General features: G+C 70.5%; 16 protein-coding genes and 2 pseudogenes. 8 read left to right on the forward strand and 10 right to left on the reverse strand.

Features of this window, described 5'->3' with window-relative positions; all coding sequences use genetic code 11:
* Positions 1-25: 25 nt before the first annotated feature.
* The 6 genes and pseudogenes from StrepF001_RS06175 to StrepF001_RS06200 all read left to right on the forward strand — a co-directional run bounded on the left by StrepF001_RS06175 (position 26) and on the right by StrepF001_RS06200 (position 5771).
* Positions 26-1395, forward strand: a pseudogene (locus StrepF001_RS06175) (sugar ABC transporter substrate-binding protein).
* Positions 1392-2333, forward strand: coding sequence for a sugar ABC transporter permease (locus StrepF001_RS06180; protein ID WP_129797235.1), 942 nt, complete (start codon positions 1392-1394; stop codon positions 2331-2333). Before StrepF001_RS06175 ends, StrepF001_RS06180 begins: the two are co-directional and overlap by 4 nt.
* Complete coding sequence (locus StrepF001_RS06185) at positions 2330-3181, forward strand: carbohydrate ABC transporter permease (RefSeq protein WP_129797236.1); 852 nt, start codon at positions 2330-2332, stop codon at positions 3179-3181. The genes StrepF001_RS06180 and StrepF001_RS06185 overlap by 4 nt, the downstream gene beginning before the upstream one ends.
* Positions 3178-4167 carry a zinc-dependent alcohol dehydrogenase family protein gene (locus tag StrepF001_RS06190; protein WP_129797237.1) on the forward strand — a complete coding sequence of 330 codons (990 nt, stop codon included), beginning with the start codon at positions 3178-3180 and terminating at the stop codon, positions 4165-4167. The genes StrepF001_RS06185 and StrepF001_RS06190 overlap by 4 nt, the downstream gene beginning before the upstream one ends.
* Before the next feature lie 100 nt (positions 4168-4267).
* The gene (locus StrepF001_RS06195) at positions 4268-4492 is read left to right on the forward strand and encodes a hypothetical protein (protein WP_129797238.1); all 225 of its coding nucleotides are present in this window, start codon (positions 4268-4270) and stop codon (positions 4490-4492) included.
* A 64-nt stretch (positions 4493-4556) separates the two neighbouring features.
* Entirely contained in the window at positions 4557-5771 is a 1215-nt protein-coding gene (locus StrepF001_RS06200; protein ID WP_206306783.1) for a TerD family protein, read from the forward strand.
* 84 nt (positions 5772-5855) lie between these two features.
* On the opposite strand, the gene StrepF001_RS06205 is transcribed toward StrepF001_RS06200, so the two are convergent.
* The 5 genes and pseudogenes from StrepF001_RS06205 to StrepF001_RS06225 all read right to left on the reverse strand — a co-directional run bounded on the left by StrepF001_RS06205 (position 5856) and on the right by StrepF001_RS06225 (position 10824).
* On the reverse strand, positions 5856-6239 hold the full coding sequence (locus StrepF001_RS06205; RefSeq protein ID WP_129797240.1) for a VOC family protein: 384 nt from the start codon (positions 6237-6239) through the stop codon (positions 5856-5858).
* A 59-nt stretch (positions 6240-6298) separates the two neighbouring features.
* Positions 6299-7315, reverse strand: a complete 1017-nt coding sequence (locus StrepF001_RS06210; protein WP_129797241.1) for a 1-aminocyclopropane-1-carboxylate deaminase — start codon at positions 7313-7315, stop codon at positions 6299-6301.
* A gap of 40 nt (positions 7316-7355) precedes the next feature.
* Positions 7356-7472: pseudogene (locus StrepF001_RS47295) on the reverse strand (GntR family transcriptional regulator); the annotation flags it as partial.
* 311 nt (positions 7473-7783) lie between these two features.
* Complete coding sequence (locus tag StrepF001_RS06220) at positions 7784-9232, reverse strand: alkaline phosphatase PhoX (protein ID WP_129797242.1); 1449 nt, start codon at positions 9230-9232, stop codon at positions 7784-7786.
* Between the two features lie 158 nt (positions 9233-9390).
* Positions 9391-10824 (reverse strand): hypothetical protein, encoded by a 1434-nt coding sequence (locus tag StrepF001_RS06225; protein WP_129797243.1) that lies wholly within the window; start codon positions 10822-10824, stop codon positions 9391-9393.
* Positions 10825-11084: 260 nt separating this feature from the next.
* On the opposite strand from StrepF001_RS06225, the gene StrepF001_RS06230 reads away from it, so the two are divergent.
* Positions 11085-12911 carry an endonuclease/exonuclease/phosphatase family protein gene (locus tag StrepF001_RS06230; RefSeq protein WP_129797244.1) on the forward strand — a complete coding sequence of 609 codons (1827 nt, stop codon included), beginning with the start codon at positions 11085-11087 and terminating at the stop codon, positions 12909-12911.
* 109 nt (positions 12912-13020) lie between these two features.
* On the opposite strand, the gene StrepF001_RS06235 is transcribed toward StrepF001_RS06230, so the two are convergent.
* From StrepF001_RS06235 to StrepF001_RS49405, 4 genes are read right to left on the reverse strand one after another with little or no spacing between them, the layout of a single operon-like run.
* Positions 13021-13581, reverse strand: coding sequence for a DUF3618 domain-containing protein (locus StrepF001_RS06235; RefSeq protein ID WP_129797245.1), 561 nt, complete (start codon positions 13579-13581; stop codon positions 13021-13023).
* On the reverse strand, positions 13578-14027 hold the full coding sequence (locus StrepF001_RS06240) for a phage holin family protein (RefSeq protein WP_129797246.1): 450 nt from the start codon (positions 14025-14027) through the stop codon (positions 13578-13580). The genes StrepF001_RS06235 and StrepF001_RS06240 overlap by 4 nt, the downstream gene beginning before the upstream one ends.
* A gap of 23 nt (positions 14028-14050) precedes the next feature.
* A complete protein-coding gene (locus StrepF001_RS06245; RefSeq protein WP_129797247.1) occupies positions 14051-14743 on the reverse strand; it encodes a hypothetical protein in 693 nt (230 codons plus the stop codon).
* Positions 14740-14874 (reverse strand): hypothetical protein, encoded by a 135-nt coding sequence (locus StrepF001_RS49405; protein ID WP_276322797.1) that lies wholly within the window; start codon positions 14872-14874, stop codon positions 14740-14742. Before StrepF001_RS49405 ends, StrepF001_RS06245 begins: the two co-directional genes overlap by 4 nt.
* 176 nt (positions 14875-15050) lie before the next feature.
* Here StrepF001_RS49405 and dapA point away from each other — a divergent pair, with 176 nt between their 5' ends.
* A complete protein-coding gene (dapA, locus tag StrepF001_RS06250; RefSeq protein ID WP_206306774.1) occupies positions 15051-15968 on the forward strand; it encodes a 4-hydroxy-tetrahydrodipicolinate synthase in 918 nt (305 codons plus the stop codon).
* A gap of 114 nt (positions 15969-16082) precedes the next feature.
* On the opposite strand, the gene StrepF001_RS06255 is transcribed toward dapA, so the two are convergent.
* Positions 16083-16307, reverse strand: a complete 225-nt coding sequence (locus StrepF001_RS06255; protein WP_129797249.1) for a hypothetical protein — start codon at positions 16305-16307, stop codon at positions 16083-16085.
* Positions 16308-16426: the final 119 nt, after the last annotated feature.

Consider the following 16426-nt stretch of genomic DNA (forward strand, 5'->3'; position numbering starts at 1 on the left):
CTCCCCATATGTTCAGGAGCGATCCATGCGAACCCAGAGCCGACGGAGGCCGCGAGCCACGCTCGCCGCGGCCGCCGCAGGGACGCTGCTCGCCCGCTGCTCTCCGGCTGCTGGGTCGGGGCGGGCGGGGCAGGATCGGGCGGCAACTCGATCAACGTCCTGATGGTCAACAACCCCCAGATGGTCGAGCTGCAGAAGCTCACCGCCGCCCACTTCACCAAGGACACCGGCATCAAGGTGAACTTCACCGTGCTGCCGGAGAACGACGTCCGCGACAAGATCAGCCAGGACTTCGCCAACCAGGCCGGCCAGTACGACGTCGCCACCCTCTCCAACTACGAGATACCGATCTACGCCCGCAACGGCTGGCTGCACGAGATGGACTCCTACGTCGCCGAGGATCCGGCGTACGACGAACAGGACGTCCTGAAGCCCATGCGCGAGTCCCTCACCGGCGACGACGGCAAGCTCTACGGCCAGCCCTTCTACGGCGAGTCGTCCTTCCTGATGTACCGCAAGGACGTGTTCGAGAAGGAGGGCCTGACGATGCCCGCGCACCCCACCTGGACGCAGGTCGCCGACCTCGCCGCCCGGGTGGACGGCGCCGAGCCCGGCATGAAGGGCATCTGCCTGCGCGGACTGCCCGGCTGGGGCGAGGTCATGGCCCCCCTGACGACCGTCGTGAACACCTTCGGCGGCACCTGGTTCGACGAGAACTGGAAGGCCCGGCTCGACTCCCCCGAGTGGGAGAAGGCGACGAAGTTCTATGTCGATCTGGTCCGTGAGCACGGCGAGTCCGGCGCCGCCCAGTCCGGGTTCGCCGAGTGCCTCAACAACATGACCCAGGGCAAGGTCGCCATGTGGTACGACGCCACCTCCGCGGCCGGTTCCCTGGAGTCCGCCGACTCCCCGGTCAAGAGCAAGGTCGGCTACGCCCCCGCCCCCGTCGAGAAGACCGAGTCCTCCGGCTGGCTCTACACCTGGGCCTGGGGCATCCAGGACGCCTCCCGCAACGCCGACAAGGCGTGGCAGTTCGTGTCCTGGGCGTCCGGCAAGGAGTACGAGCAGCTGGTCGGCGACGAGATCGGCTGGTCGAACGTTCCCGCCGGCAAGCGCGCGTCGACGTACGACAACCCCGACTACCGCGCGGAGGCCGCCGCCTTCCAGGAGATGACGAAGGAGGCCATCGAGGGCGCCCGCCCGGGCGACCCCGGTGTGCAGCCGCGTCCCGCGCCCGGCATCCAGTTCGTCGGCATCCCCGAGTTCACCGACCTCGGCACCAAGGTCTCCCAGGAGATCAGCGCGGCCATCGCCGGACGCCAGTCCGTCGACGAGGCCCTGAAGAAGTCCCAGCAGCTCGCCGAGCGCATCTCCGAGGAGTACGAGGGACGATGACCGCCACCACCACGGCCCCCGTGGCCGCCCCGTCCGTCCGCACCGACAACCGCGAGCCCTCGGCCCGGCTGCGCGCCTGGGCCACCCGGGCCCCCCTCCTCCCCGCCCTGATCTTCATGATCGTCGTGACCCAGCTGCCGTTCGTGGCCACGCTGGTGATCTCCTTCTTCGACTGGAACTCCCTCTATCCCGACGCCCGCCACTTCACCGGCGTGGACAACTACCGCCAGGTGCTCACCGACACCGACCTGCGCAACTCGGTGTGGACGACGATCCTGCTGACGGTGACGGTGGTGCTGGTCAGCCTGGTCCTCGGCCTGGTCCTGGCCCTGCTGCTGGACCGCAGGTTCAAGGGCCGGGGCGTCGTCCGCACCCTGCTGATCGCGCCCTTCCTGGTCGTCCCCGTGGCGGCGGCGCTGCTCTGGAAGCACGTCCTCTACAACCCCGAGTACGGCCTGCTGAACGGGTTGTTGCACTACGTCGGCGGCCCACAGCCCGACTGGATCTCGGGCACCCCGCTGCTCGCGGTCGAGGCCTCGCTGGTCTGGCAGTGGACCCCGTTCATGATGCTGATCATCCTGGCCGGCCTGCAGAGCCGCGACCCGCAGCAGATCGAGGCCGCGAAGGTCGACGGCGCGAGCGACTGGCAGATCTTCCGCCACCTCACGCTCCCGCATCTGCGCCGCTACCTCGAGCTCGGCGCCCTGCTCGGCTCGATCTACATCGTCCAGAACTTCGACGCGGTCTTCACGATCACATCCGGCGGCCTGGGCACCGCGAATCTCCCCTACACCGTCTACCAGAGCTTCTACCAGGCCCACGAGAACGGCCTCGCCTCGGCCGCGGGCGTCCTGGTCGTCATCGGCTCCATCATCATCGCGACCTTCGCGCTGCGCGTGGTGTCGTCCCTGTTCCGCGAGGAGGTGAACCGCGGATGAGCGGCATCGCCGTACGAGTCCGTCGTATCCGCCGTAAGGGCGTCGGCCTGGGCCTGGTGGCCTGGCTGGCCGGCATCGTCTTCTTCCTGCCCATCGCGTGGATGGCCCTGACGTCCTTCCACTCCGAGGAGGACGCGGCGACCAACCCGCCGTCCTTCGGGGCCGCCCTCACCCTGGACGGCTACCGCGAGTTCTTCGGCACGGGTGGCGGGGCGAGCCCATGGCCGTCCCTGATCAACTCGACGGTGGCATCGGTGAGTTCGACCCTCCTGGTCCTGCTCCTGGCGCTCCCGGCGGCCTACGCCCTGTCGATCCGGCGGGTGCGCAAATGGACCGACGTCCTGTTCTTCTTCCTGTCGACGAAGATGCTGCCGGTGGTGGCGGGCCTGCTGCCGATCTACCTCTTCGCCAAGAACGCGGGGATGCTGGACAACATCTGGCTCCTGGTCATCCTCTACACCTCCATGAACCTGCCGATCGCGGTGTGGATGATGCAGTCGTTCCTGGCCGAGGTCCCGGTGGCGGTGATCGAGGCGGCACGGGTGGACGGCGCCCGCCTCCCCACGGTCCTGACCCGCGTGATCGCTCCCATGGCCCTCCCTGGCATCGCCGCCACCGCCCTGATCTGCTTCATCTTCAGCTGGAACGAGCTGCTGTTCGCGAGGGTGCTGACGGGCGTCGTAGCCGAAACAGCCCCCGTCTTCCTGACCGGCTTCATCACCAGCCAGGGCCTGTTCCTGGCGAAGGTGTGCGCCGCGTCGCTCGTCATCTCCCTGCCGGTGCTCGCCGCGGGGTTCGCCGCCCAGGACAAGCTGGTCCAGGGCCTGTCGTTGGGAGCCGTGAAATGAAGGCCGCCGTCATCGAGTCCGTGGGCAAGGCCGTCGTCGCCGAGGTCCCGGACCCGACGCCGGGCCCGCGCGAGGTCGTCGTCGAGGTCGCCGCGTGCGGCCTGTGCGGCACGGACCTGCACATCCTCCAGGGGGAGTTCGCACCCGAGCTCCCCATCGTGCCGGGGCACGAGTTCGCAGGCGAGGTGGTCGGGGTCGGCACCCAGGTCACGGAACTGTCGGTGGGCGACCAGGTGGCGGTGGACCCGTCCCTGTACTGCTACGAGTGCCGCTACTGCCGCACCGGTCACAACAACCTGTGCGAGCGCTGGGCAGCGATCGGCGTGACGACGGCGGGAGGCGCGGCGCAGTACGCGGTGGCGCCGGTGGCGAACTGCGTGAAGCTCCCCGAGCACATCCGCACGCAGGACGCGGCACTGGTGGAGCCGCTGTCGTGCGCGGTACGTGGCTATGACGTGCTCCAGTCCCGCCTGGGCGCCCACGTCCTGATCTACGGCTCCGGAACGATGGGCCTGATGATGCTGGAACTGGCGAAACGGACGGGCGCCGCGAGCGTCGACGTGGTCGACGTCAACCCGACCCGCCTGGAGACGGCCCGCCGCCTCGGCGTCTCGGCGTCCGCCGCGAACGCCGACGAACTGGACCGCCCGCAGGGCTGGGACGTCGTGGTCGACGCGACGGGGAACGCGGCGGCGATCCAGGACGGGCTGGACCGGGTGGCGAAGGCGGGGACGTTCCTGCAGTTCGGCGTCGCGGACTACGCGACCCGGGTGACGATCGATCCGTACCGCATTTACAACCAGGAGATCACGATCACCGGCTCGATGGCCGTCCTGCACAGCTTCGAACGAGCGGCGGAGCTCTTCGCGACGGGCGTCCTCGACCCCGAGGTCTTCATCAGCGACCGCCTGCCGCTGAACAGCTATCCCCAGGCCCTTGAGCAGTTCGCGTCGGGCGTCGGCAGGAAGATCGTGGTTGTGCCGTAGGGCTTTTCTCGCCCCCGCCGCCCCTGCCCGTCCCGTCCTCCAGGGGGGGGGGGGCGAAAACCGCTGGGCCCGTCACCGCCCACCCCCCTACGATCCGGACATGCCACGCCCCCATGGATTCCGCTACGACACCCACGCCGACGGCACCGTCACCATCACCCACCACAACCGCCCCGCCACCACCCTCCACGGCCCCCGCGCGCAACAGTTCCTCGCCGAGACAGCCTCCGCCCCGGACCCCCAGCTGGTCATGGCCCGCTGGACCGGCAACTACAAACGCGGCAACGAACGCACCGCCCGCAACCACCCCCGCAACCGCCGGTGACCCGATCGGCCGCCCGGTAAGGGAACGGTAAAGCGGCGTCGATCGTTCACCCGGCATGACAGCTATGACCCCCGGCTCGAACATCCCTCTCCCCACCGCCCACGTGACGGTGGACGTCGCCGCCCCGGTGCGGCTCGACGTATCGGGCCTGCTGCTCACCGCCGACGGCAAGGTGCGCTCCGACGACGACTTCATCTTCTACAACCAGCCGGCCGGCCCGGGCGTGACGTACCGCTCGGGCGGCGGCACGGCCCCCGACGCGATCACTGTCGACACCGCCGCAGTCCCCCCGGGCATCGAGAAGATCGTCGTCACGGCGAGCCCGGACGCCGCGGGCCAGACCTTCCAGGGGATCGAGCCCACGGCCACGATCCGCAACGCGGACGACAACAGCGTCCTGGCCACCTTCACGCCCCCGCAGCTCGGCGCCGAGACGGCCCTGGTGGTCGTGGAGATCTATCTGCGCAACGGCGCCTGGAAGGCCCGCGCGGTCGGCCAGGGCTACGCCAACGGCCTGGCCGGCATCGCCACCGACTTCGGCGTCACCGTGGAGGAACCGGCCCCGGCCCCCGTCGCCCCGCCCCAGCCGGTCACCCCGCCGCCCGCCACGATGCAGCCCCCGGTGACCCCGCCGGCCCCGCCCATGGCCACTCCCCCGGCCCCGGCAGCGCCCCCCGCTCCGGCCGCCCCGCCCGGCGCCGGGAAGATCAACCTCGACAAGGGCCGGGTCAGCCTCCAGAAGAACCAGACCGTCTCCCTGGTCAAGGGCGGCCGCCCGCTGCTCTCCCAGGTCAAGATGGGCCTCGGCTGGGAGCCCGCCTACCGCGGCAAGGACATCGACCTGGACGCCTCGGTCATCGCGTACGGCCCGCAGCGCAACCACATCGACAGCTGCTACTTCGGCAAGCTCCAGATCGTGGGCGGCGCGATCCGCCACTCCGGCGACAACCTCACCGGCGAGGGCGGCGGCGACGACGAGGTGATCACCGTCGACCTCGGCCGCCTCCCGCAGGAGGTCACCGGCCTGGTCTTCACCGTGAACTCCTTCTCCGGCCAGAAGTTCACCGAGGTCGCCAAGGCCTACTGCCGCCTCATGGACGCCGCCACCGGCGAGGAACTCGTCCGCTTCGACCTCACCAACGCCGAGCCCCAGACCGGCGTCCTCATGGCGAAGCTCATCCGCCAGTACTCCGGCGAGTGGGACATGACGGCCATGGGCGACTTCGTCAAGGCCCGCACGGTCCGCAACATGGTCAAGCCCGCCGCCCAGGCGCTGTAGAGAATGCGTAGTTGAGAGCCGTCGAGCGGTCGTTGCGTCGCCCCAAGGGGCCCGATTCTTGGGGCGACGCAGCCGCGACGAGGTTCAGGATTTCATCGCGGCTCGGTCGGACTCGCTGCGAAGAACGCAGAACTCGTTGCCCTCGGGGTCGGCGAGGACCGCCCAGCCGGAGCCATCGGGATTCCGGTGATCGCTGACAAAGGTGGCACCGATCCCCAGCAGCCGATCCACTTCCTGGTCACGCGAGGTCTCAGGGCGCAAACACAGATGGATCCGGTTCTTGATCTTCTTGGACTCCGGCACCTGGTTGAAGTACAGCACCGGGCCCTCCGCCAGCAGCACCTGAGTCTCCCGATCACCCGGTTCGTCCTCCGGATGCAGAGGACGGCCAGTCACCCTGCTCCAGAACCGGGCCAGCTCATAGGCGTCCGCACAGTCAATCGCCACGTTCTGCAGTACCGAAACCATGCGCGCCAGCCTTCCTGACTCCCGCTCCGGACGCCACCGAGTTGCTGAGCGAGCGGGAGTCAGAACAACGCGCTGTACGCGTTCAGTGCCGGCTGACCGCCCAAGTGCGCGTACAGCACCGTCGACTCCCGCCCGATCTCCCCCCGCGTCACCATGTCGATCAACCCGGCCATCGACTTCCCCTCGTACACCGGATCCGTGACCATCCCCTCGGTCCGCGCCGCGAGCCGCATCGCCGCCAGTGTCGTCTCGTCGGGGATGCCATACGTCCCCGCGTGGTACCGATCGTCCAGTTCGACGTCCGCCTCGGTCAGCTCCTGACGTACACCGATCAGTTGCCCGGTGCCCCGCGCGATCCGCGCGATCTGCTCCCGGGTCCGGGCGGGCGCCGCCGACGCGTCCACCCCAATGACGCGCCGCGTCCGCCCACCGGCCTCCTCCAGCGCCCGGAACCCGGCAATCATGCCCGCCTGCGTCGATCCGGTCACCGAGCAGACGACCACGGTATCGAAGAAGACCCCCAACTCGCGCTCTTGTTCGGCCACTTCATACGCCCAGCCCGCGAAGCCCAACCCACCCAGCGGGTGGTCGGAAGCCCCGGCGGGAATCGCGTACGGCTTGCCGCCCGCCTCCTCCACCTCCCTGAGCGCCTGCTCCCAGCTCTCCTTGAAGCCGATCCCGAACCCGGCCCGCACCAACCGCACATCCGCTCCGGCCAGCCGGCTGACCAGGATGTTGCCGACCTTGTCGTAGACCGAGTCCGGCCAGTCCACCCAACTCTCCTGCACCAGCACACACTTGAGCCCGGCGCGGGCCGCCACCGCGGCGACCTGGCGGGTGTGGTTGGACTGCACCCCGCCGATCGAGACCAGCGTGTCGCAGCCCTTCGCGAGCGCGTCGGCGACCAGGTACTCCAGCTTGCGGGTCTTGTTCCCGCCGTACGCGATCCCGGAGTTGCAGTCCTCGCGCTTGGCCCAGAAGGCGGCGCCGCCGAGTTGCTCGGTGAGGCGCTCCAAGGGGTGCACGGGTGACGGGCCGAAGAGGAGGGGGTAACGCTCGTAGGAGGAAAGGGACATGGGGCGCCTCCAAGGGCAACGGCGTCGGTGGGTGTCGGCGTCAGTCGGAGTCGGCCAGGTCGGCGAGGGTGCGCCAGATCTCCGCCGTGACGCGGACCGCTCCGTCCACGTCACCGGCGGCACACGCCTCGATCAGCCGCTCGTGCAGCCCGGCCGAGGGACGACTGAGACGAGTTCGCCAACCGAATGGTCTCGCGGACCTTGGTTGGCCCCGTATCGAACAGGCCTGGTATCCCACTCCTTGCTGTACGCAAGCACGGGGAGGTGCCTCGCGACGACTTCCTCAATGGCCCTCACCGAGCCGTCTGGAAGCCATACTCGAGAGCCCTCGGCAAGCCCTCCCCGCGGTTGCACGCCCATGGATCCTCAGCGCCTCGTACGGAAACCATTTCGATGCAGGAACGCTATTCCGAGAAAGCGAGGCACTCAGGAAAACCGATCAATGTCACTCGATCGGAGGATCCGAACCTATGACCGCCGCTGGCGCTTCCACGGCCCGGTGATGGCCAGCATGATGCCCGGGTCCTGGATGTTGGCGTAGAGGGTCCGGCCATGGGGGGAGAAGGTGACGCCGGCGAACTCGCTGTACTCCGGCTCCTCTTCGGTGCCGACGTTCAGGTCGTTGCGGGCGATGGGGTACGTACGGCCGCTGTCCGTCGCGCCGAAGAGGTGCGAGACGCCCTCGCCGTCCTCGGCGAGGATCAGGCCACCGTACGGGGAGACGGTGATGTTGTCGGGGCCGTCGAAGGCGCCGTCCTTGGAGGGGTCGGGGTTCACTCCGAGCAGGACCTTCAACGTCAGCGTGCGGCGCTTGGGGTCGTAGAACCAGACCTGTCCGTCGTGCTGCACCGGGCTCTCCTCGCGGGCGTACGAGGAGACGATGTACGCGCCGCCGTCGCCCCACCACATGCCCTCGAGCTTGCGGGCGCGGGTGATCTCACCGTCGGCGAACTGCTTGCGCACGGCCACGGTCCTGGCGTCGCGGTCCGGTACGTCGGCCCAGTCCACTCCGTACACCGTGCCGACCTTCGTGGCGCGGGAGAGGTCGTCGACGAACTTGCCGCCGGAGTTGTAGCACTTGGGCGCCTGCAGGACGCCGGCGTCGTCGGCGAGGGTGCGGAACCTGCCGCGGCCGTACTCGAAGCCCTTGGGCGGGGTCCAGCGGTAGAAGAGGCCGTTGGGCTCGTCGTCGTCCTCGGTGAGGTAGGCGTGGCCGCGCTTGGGGTCGATGACGACGGCCTCGTGGTCGTAACGGCCGAAGAACTTCAGCGGCTTGGGGTCGCGGTTGGCACGCCGGTCGCGGGGGTCGACCTCGAAGACGTAGCCGTGGTCCTTGGTCATGCCGTTGGTGCCGGCCCGGTCGGAGTTCTCCTCGCAGGTGAGCCAGGTGCCCCAAGGGGTGCTGCCGCCCGCGCAGTTGGTGGAGGTGCCGGCGATGCCCACCCATTCGGCGACCTGTCCGTCGGGGCGGACCTCGACGACCGTGCAGCCGCCGGAGGCGGCGGGGTCGTAGACGAGACCCTCGGTGAGGGGGACGGGGTACTTCCAGTTGGCGCGCGGGCCCTTCAGCTCGTGGTTGTTGACGAGGAGGGTGGTGCCGCGCGGGCCGTCGAAGGTGGCCGTGCCGTCGTGGTTGGAGGGGGTGAACTCGCCCGACTCCAGCTTGGTCTTCCCGCTGTAGGTGATGATGCGGTACTTGAAGCCGGCGGGCAGCGCGAGGATGCCCTTCGGGTCGGGGATCAGAGGGCCGTAGCCGACCCCGCCGGACGCGTCCGCCGACTCCTCCCCCGCGCTGTCGGTGTCGTAGGACGCAAGGGCGCCCGGAGCGGTGGCGAGAGCGCCGACGCTGCCCGCCAGCGCGACACCGGCGCCGGTGATCGCGGATTTTCTGGCGAAGTCCCTGCGGGTGAGCGACATGGTGTCTCCTGTGACGGTGGGAATGCCGTGGAGGGTGGCGTGCGGACCTCGGTCGGCGCCACGGTTCCGCCCGGTTCTGAACGCGAGTTGAACACCGGGCTACTCCCCCGGGCTCGCTTCCGTGAATCCGTGCACCCCGTCACAGGGTGTGACAGCCGTCAGCCGCCCTGCTGGGACCGTGCCTTGAACGCGGCCTTCCGGGCCTGCTTCGCGATCTTCTTGTCGGGGTGGATGCGCCCCATCGCCTCCAGGACGTCCGCGGTGGCCGGGTGGTCGACCCGCCAGGCCGCCGTGAAGAAGCCGCTGTGCTGCTGTGCGAGGCCCTCGACGAGGGCGCGGAGTTCCTCGGAGTTGCCCTCGGCGGCGAGCTGGGCGGCGAGGGTGTCCACGGTGAGCCAGAAGACCATCGCCTCGGACGGGGGCGGTACGTCCGTGCAGCCGTGCTCGGTCAGCCAGACCCGGGCGAGGCCGCCCAGTTCGGCGTCGTCGAGGACCTCCCGCAGGGCGGGTTCGGCGTCGGTGCCGACCAGGGAGAGGGCCTGCTGGCAGCGCAGCCGGCGCAGGGGGGCGCCGGAGTCGTTGCCGCGCGCTGCGGACAGCAACTCGCGTGCGGCGGCGAGGGGTTCACGGCGGGCCAGCCACTGTTCGGTCTCGGCCTGTGCGGCGCTCGGCCCGAAGCCGGCCGTTCCGTCGAAGAGGGCGTCGGCGCCCTTGTCGGCCAGGTCACCGACGGCGGGCGCCTCGACGCCGGCTTCCAGCAGTCGCGCCCGCAGCCCGTACCGGCCGAGCGGGGTGAGCCGGACCATGCCGTAGCGGGTGACGTCGGTCTCGTCGAGGGCGGACGGTTCGTCGGCAGCGTCCTCGGTGTCCGCCATCAGGGCGTCGTCGACCGGCTGGTACTCGACCAGCCCCACCGGTTCCAGCAGCCGGAACTGGTCGTCCAGCCGCATCATCGCGTCGGACACCTGCTCCAGCATGGCGTTCGTGGGCTCCGCCAGGTCGCCGGGGACGATCACCGACGCGGCGAGCACGGGCAGCGGCACGGGCGCCGGCCCCGGCCCGTCCTCGCTGACGGACAGCAGGTAGAGGTTGCCGAGCACTCCGTCGAGGAACTCGGCCTCCGCCTCCGGGTCCCAGTCCAGCGAGGAGAAGTCGACCCGGCCGCCCTCGTCCATGGCGTCGATCAGATCGTCGAGGTCGGGCACGCTCGCGTCGGCGAGCACCGTCTCCAGGGCGGCCAGCCACACGCCGAGCACGTCGTGCGGCGAACCGCCGGTGAGCAGGGCCAGCTCCGCGCCCGCCGCGACCGTGCCGGCCGTCTCGTCGACAACCTCGACGAGCCCGGTGTCCACGGCCACCCGCCAGGCCTCGCTCGCCAGCGCCGCGGCGTCGTCCCCGCTCAGCCCGAGCGCCTCGGCCGCGGCCGGCAACTGCTCGTCGACCAGCCCGCCCCCGGCGTCCACGCGGGTGTCCGGCCCGGCCCAGCGGGCGAGCTGCGCGGCCCGGGACAGCAGCGGCGTGGACAGCGCGTCGCGCGCCAGCTCCGCTTCGGAGGTCGGCCGGACCGGCGGCAGGGGGGCGCTGTCAGACATCGGGAGGTTCTCCTAGGGCGACATACGGCTCAGCCGCTCAGCCTAGACGGATTTCCACCGATGCCGCCCGGTTCATCTCCTCGTCAGGCCCCGTACATGGCCGAAACCTTGACAACTGGCCTGGGCAGCCTGGAAATTGACGCGCGTAGAAACCGGGAGGACAACTGTTCACTGCGTTCCCTGTTCTCTACGCGCGTCGCCATGTCCGCACATGCTCCACCCTCGTCCCGGCACCCACGTATGTCCCCGGAGGGATCCCGTTGCCGAGCAAGTCTTCCGCGCGCCTTGCCGCGCTCACCGTCGCCGCCGTCTGCTCCGCGGCGTCCGTCGTCGTCCTCACCTCGCCCGCGCACGCGGACAGCGTGCGCATCCGTGACATCCAGGGCAGCACCCGAATATCCCCGTACGCCGGTCAGCAGGTCACGGACGTGGCCGGAATCGTCACCGGTGTGCGGACCTACGGGTCGTCGAGAGGCTTCTGGATCCAGGATCCGACCCCGGACGACGACGCGGCCACCAGCGAGGGCATCTTCGTCTTCACCGGCTCGACCCCGAAGGTCGCCGTCGGTGACTCGGTGACGGTCTCGGGCACGGTCTCGGAGTACGTCCCGGGCGGCACCTCCTCCGGCAACCAGGCCCTCACGGAGATCACCCGGCCGACGGTGACGGTCGTTTCCGGCGGCAACGCCGTCCCGGCGCCGACGGTCGTCGACGCCCGCTCCGTCCCCTCCCGGTACGCCCCGGCCGGCGACACCGCCGCGAACGGTTCGATCAACGGCCTCACCCTGCGGCCGGCGCAGTACGCCCTGGACTTCTACGAGTCCCTGGAGGGCATGAACGTCCAGGTCGCCGACACCCGTGTGGTCGGCGCCACCGACCCGTACACAGAGCTGTGGGTCACGGTGAAACCGCGGGAGAACACCAGCCGCCACGGGGGCACCGTCTACGGCTCGTACACCTCGCAGAACACCGGCCGCCTCCAGATCCAGTCCCTCGGCAAGGCCGCCGACTTCCCGGACGCGAACGTCGGCGACACCCTCACCGGCACCACGACCGGCCCGCTGGACTACAACCAGTTCGGCGGCTACACGCTCGTCGCCAACGAGATCGGCGCACTGAAGCAGGGCGGCCCGGAGCGCGAGACGACCCGCAAGCAGCGGCGCGGCGAGCTTGCGGTGGCCACCTACAACGTCGAGAACCTGGACCCGGCGGACGCCACGTTCGAGGAGCACGCCGCCGCGATCGTGAACAACCTCCAGTCGCCCGACATCGTGTCCCTGGAGGAGATCCAGGACAACAACGGCGCCCAGAACGACGGCACGGTCGCCGCCGACCGGACGATGACCAAGCTGATCGACGCGATCGTCGCGGCGGGCGGCCCGGCCTACGAGTGGCGCTCCGTCGACCCGGTCGACCTCGCCGACGGCGGCGAGCCGGGCGGCAACATCCGCCAGGTGTTCCTGTTCAACCCGGAGCGGGTGTCCTTCACCGACCGTGCGGGCGGCGACGCGACGACCGCCGTCGGTGTCACCAAGGTGCGCGGCAAGGCGCGGCTGACCGCCTCGCCGGCCCGGATCGACCCGGCGAACTCGGCGTGGGCGAACAGCCGCAAGCCGCTGGTCGGCGAGTTCGTCTTCCGCGGCGAGACGGTGTTCGTGATCGCCAACCACTTCAACTCCAAGGGCGGCGACCAAGGTCTGACCGCGCAGTACCAGCCGCCGACGCGCAGCTCGGAGACCCAGCGGCACCTCCAGGCGACCGCGGTGAACGCGTTCGTCAAGGAGATCCTGGACACGCAGAAGAACGCGGACGTCGTCACGCTCGGCGACATCAACGACTTCGAGTTCTCCGGCACCACCGAGATCCTCGAGGGTGACGGCGAGCTGTGGTCGGCGGTCAAGTCGCTGCCCAGGAGCGAGCGTTACTCGTATGTCTACCAGGGCAACAGCCAGGTCCTGGACCAGATCCTGATCAGCCCGTCGATCCGGCGCGACTGCGACTTCGAGTACGACAGCGTGCACATCAACGCCGAGTTCCACGACCAGATCAGCGACCACGACCCGCAGGTGCTGCGCTTCCGCCCGTAGCAACCCGGGTGCTCAGGGCTGGCTGAAGGTCCCTTCAGCCAGCCCTGCCAGGCGGTCTCGGCCGCCTTGCGTCGGCGTCCGGCGCGAAGTCGCGCCTGGGCGCGCGCCCCTACCGCCCGTCGTGCCGTCGCCGCAGCAGCACCGTCGCGGCGATCACCGCGACGGCGGCCCCGGCGACGAGCAGCGGCCGAGGATGCCGGAGCCCCGCCTGCACGACCGTGCGCACGGGCTGCGGCGCACGGCGCTCGACGGCGTGACCGGCCCGCGTCGCCCGTCCCTGAACCGTGCCGCCGGCCTGCGCCGCCTTGCCCTGCACGGCATGACCGACGTGCGCCGCCTTGCCCTGCACCGCATGGCCGGCGTGGCTCGCCTTGCCCTGGACTGCGTGCCCGGCATGACTCGCCCTCCCCTGGACCGCATGGCCGACCTGCGTCGCCCGGTCCTGGACCGCGTGGCCCGCCTGGGCGGCGGTGCTGCGCAGCTGGACGGTCATCGCGCCCGCCTTGTCCCTCAGGTCGGCCGCCCGGGTCATGGCCCGGCCCTTCACGTCCGCCTTGGCCGCCAGCTCCTCGATGGTGTCGCCGAGCTGGCTGCGGGTGTGTTCGATCTGCCGGCGCAGCTCGTCGGGGCCCTTGGCGCCGCCTGTGCCGCGCGTCCTCCTGTGTGTCATCGATGTGCCCTTTCCCTGATCTCCTCGACATCGGCCCTGACGCTGCCGAGAGTCACCTCGGGTGTGGGAGGTACCGCGCGGCGCAGCTGGGCGCGGCCGGCCACGGCCAGCACACCGGCGAGTGCGAAGAGCACCGCCGTGACGATGAGCGCCGCGGCCCAGACGGGCAGCGTCAGCGAGAGCGCGGCGGCGGCCGTGGCGGCGAGGGCGAGCAGTCCGGCGTAGGCGAGGGCGCCCGCGGCCCCCAGAAGGCCGCCGCCGCGGCCCGCGCGCCGGCCCTTCTCGGTCAGTTCCTCCTTGGCGAGGCCCACTTCCTGCCGTACGAGACGGGAAAGCTGTTCGGTTGCCTGGCCGACGAGTTCGCCCACCGAGTGACGCTCGTCGCGCACGGGCTTGACGTCCGGGATCCCGGTCACGGTGTTCCGCCTCCTCTCGGTTCGGAACATCCGGGTACCCGGCCCGGCCTGCGCTACCCGTTCCCCGCGCTGCCGCTGCCGGGCTCGCCGAGCCGTGCCAGCTGGGTCTGGAACCAGTCGAGCCGGGCCTGCAACAGGGCTGCCTCCGCGACGAGTTCGGGCACGCCGAGCCCGTCGGACGCGTCGAGCCCGGCCGGCCCCGCCCGGCCGCCGCCGGATGCCGCCACGCGCAGCCCGTCCCCGGCCAGCCGGGCGAATCCGGCCAGGGACACGGACGTACGGCCGCGCAGGCAGCCCGCACAGGAGGGCGCGAGGGCGTGCCAGCCGGGCCTGCCCCAGCCGGCGTCGGTCAGCGCCACGGCGGTCGTACCGCAGGCGCAGGGGCCGACGGTCGCCGTGCGCACCCGCTGACGGGCGTAGCGGAAGCCGCGCTCGAACCGGATGTAGCGGCCGAGCACCAGGACCTCGAGCAGGACGGCCGCCCGGTGCTCGGCGGTGCACAGCAGCTCTTCGGCCACCGAGCGGTCGTGCACACAGTGGAAGCCGCAGTCGCAGCGGCGGTGCGGTGCCGCGTGCCGCAGGCCGTAGACGCAGGACGCGTCGGCCACGACTCCGTACGGCAGCGCGCCGCCCAGCGACACGCCGGTGAAGGCGGCCCGGGTGCCGTCCTGGGACAGCACCGGATGGGCGATCTTGTATCCGGTCGGCGGCTCCGTCGGGCGTTCCCCGGGAAGCCGCAACCTCATCGCGCGGCCGGGACCTCTTCGGGCGCGACCTGAGCGAAGTCCTTGGTTTCTTCGGGGAGTTCGAGTTCTTCGTCGTGCACGACCGGCCGCTCTTCCGCGACCCCGGTGGCGAGTGCCTTGCCGAGCTTCATGACGCCTCCCATGCCCCATGTCCGGTGGTGGACCGTCCCGGCCATGGTGACCCACGAAGGGCCGCATTGGACATAGGGCCCCGGAGCAGGAAGCCCGGCACGTCACAGTAATACTTATCAATACATCGTAGAAGAATTAAGTGGAGCTGAACGGTCGGGCTGCCGAGACTACTCCTATGACGAACCTTGACGAACCCCACCACCACCGCCGCCCTCCCTTCGGCCGCGTCCTCTGCGCGATGATCACACCCTTCACCGAGTCGGGCGCACTCGACGTCGACGGCGCCGGGCGGCTCGCCGAGCGGCTGGTGGCGCAGGGCTGTGACGGTCTGGTGCTCAACGGCACGACGGGCGAGTCGCCGACCACCTCGGACGCGGAGAAGTCGGCGCTCGTGCGGGCGGTCCGGGAGGCGGTCGGGGACCGCGCGTCGGTCGTCGCGGGAGTGGGGACGTCCGACACCCGGCACACGATCGAGCTCGCCCTTCAGGCCGAGAAGGCGGGCGCGGACGGGGTGCTGGTGGTGACGCCGTACTACAGCCGGCCGCCGCAGGACGCGGTCGAGGCGCATTTCCGCGAGGTGGCGGACGCGTCCGGGCTGCCGGTCGTCCTGTACGACATCCCGGGGCGCACCGGCACCCGGATCGAGCCGGAGACGATCATCCGTCTCGCCGGGCATCCGCGGATCGTCGCGGTCAAGGACTGCTCCTACGACTTCCTCGGTACCCAGAAGGTGCTGTCCCGCACGGACCTGGCGTACTACGCCGGTTGCGACGAGCACAACCTCGCCCTGTACGCGGTGGGCGCGGCCGGCTGCATCAGTACGGTGGCAAACGTGACGCCCCGTCACATCCGTTCCGTGCTGGACGCGTTCGACGCCGGCGACACGGCCGGCGCGGCCCGCCGCCAGCAGCGGGCCACCGGGCTCATCGAGGCGATGATGTCCGCGGGCCTGCCCGGCACGGTCACCGCCAAGGCCGTCCTCGGCGCGCTGAACCTGCCCGCCGGCCCGGTCCGCCCACCCCTGCGGCCCGCCGACCGTGCGGCGACCGACCGGCTGCTGGCGGAGTACGAGCGGCTGACGGCCACCGGCTGATCGTCAGGGGGTGCGCGACGTTCGTCCCGGCGTCAGCACGGACGCCGTGAAAGGCCCGTGGCCCGTACCGCGTCGGTGTGCGGTACGGGCCACGGGCCGTGCGGGGATGACCGGTCAGCCCCAGATGTACTCGTCGCCGATCAGGCCGACGTGCTGCAGCACGTCCTCCATCGGGTCGTCGACCTGGCCGGTGTTGATCAGGCCGATCCGCGGGCCGTTGTGCGAGGCCGTGTTGGTCTCGTCCGCGTGCGCGGCACCCGCCGGAAGCCAGCACACCGTCGCCGCGGCAACCACTCCGGCCAGCCGGCGCACCGCGATCCTCACCCGCTCGTTCGTCATTGCTCGTCCTCGTCTCAGCGGTTCGGCATCCGATCGGACCCCGTGCCGCGACAGGCACTGGCGTCCACTCGTTCATCTGCAGAAGCCGCCCCGAGGACACGGACGGTAATCCTTTTAAG

Origin of the sequence: Streptomyces sp. F001, from assembly GCF_004187715.1 — a bacterium.
Lineage (GTDB): Bacteria > Actinomycetota > Actinomycetes > Streptomycetales > Streptomycetaceae > Streptomyces > Streptomyces flavusporus.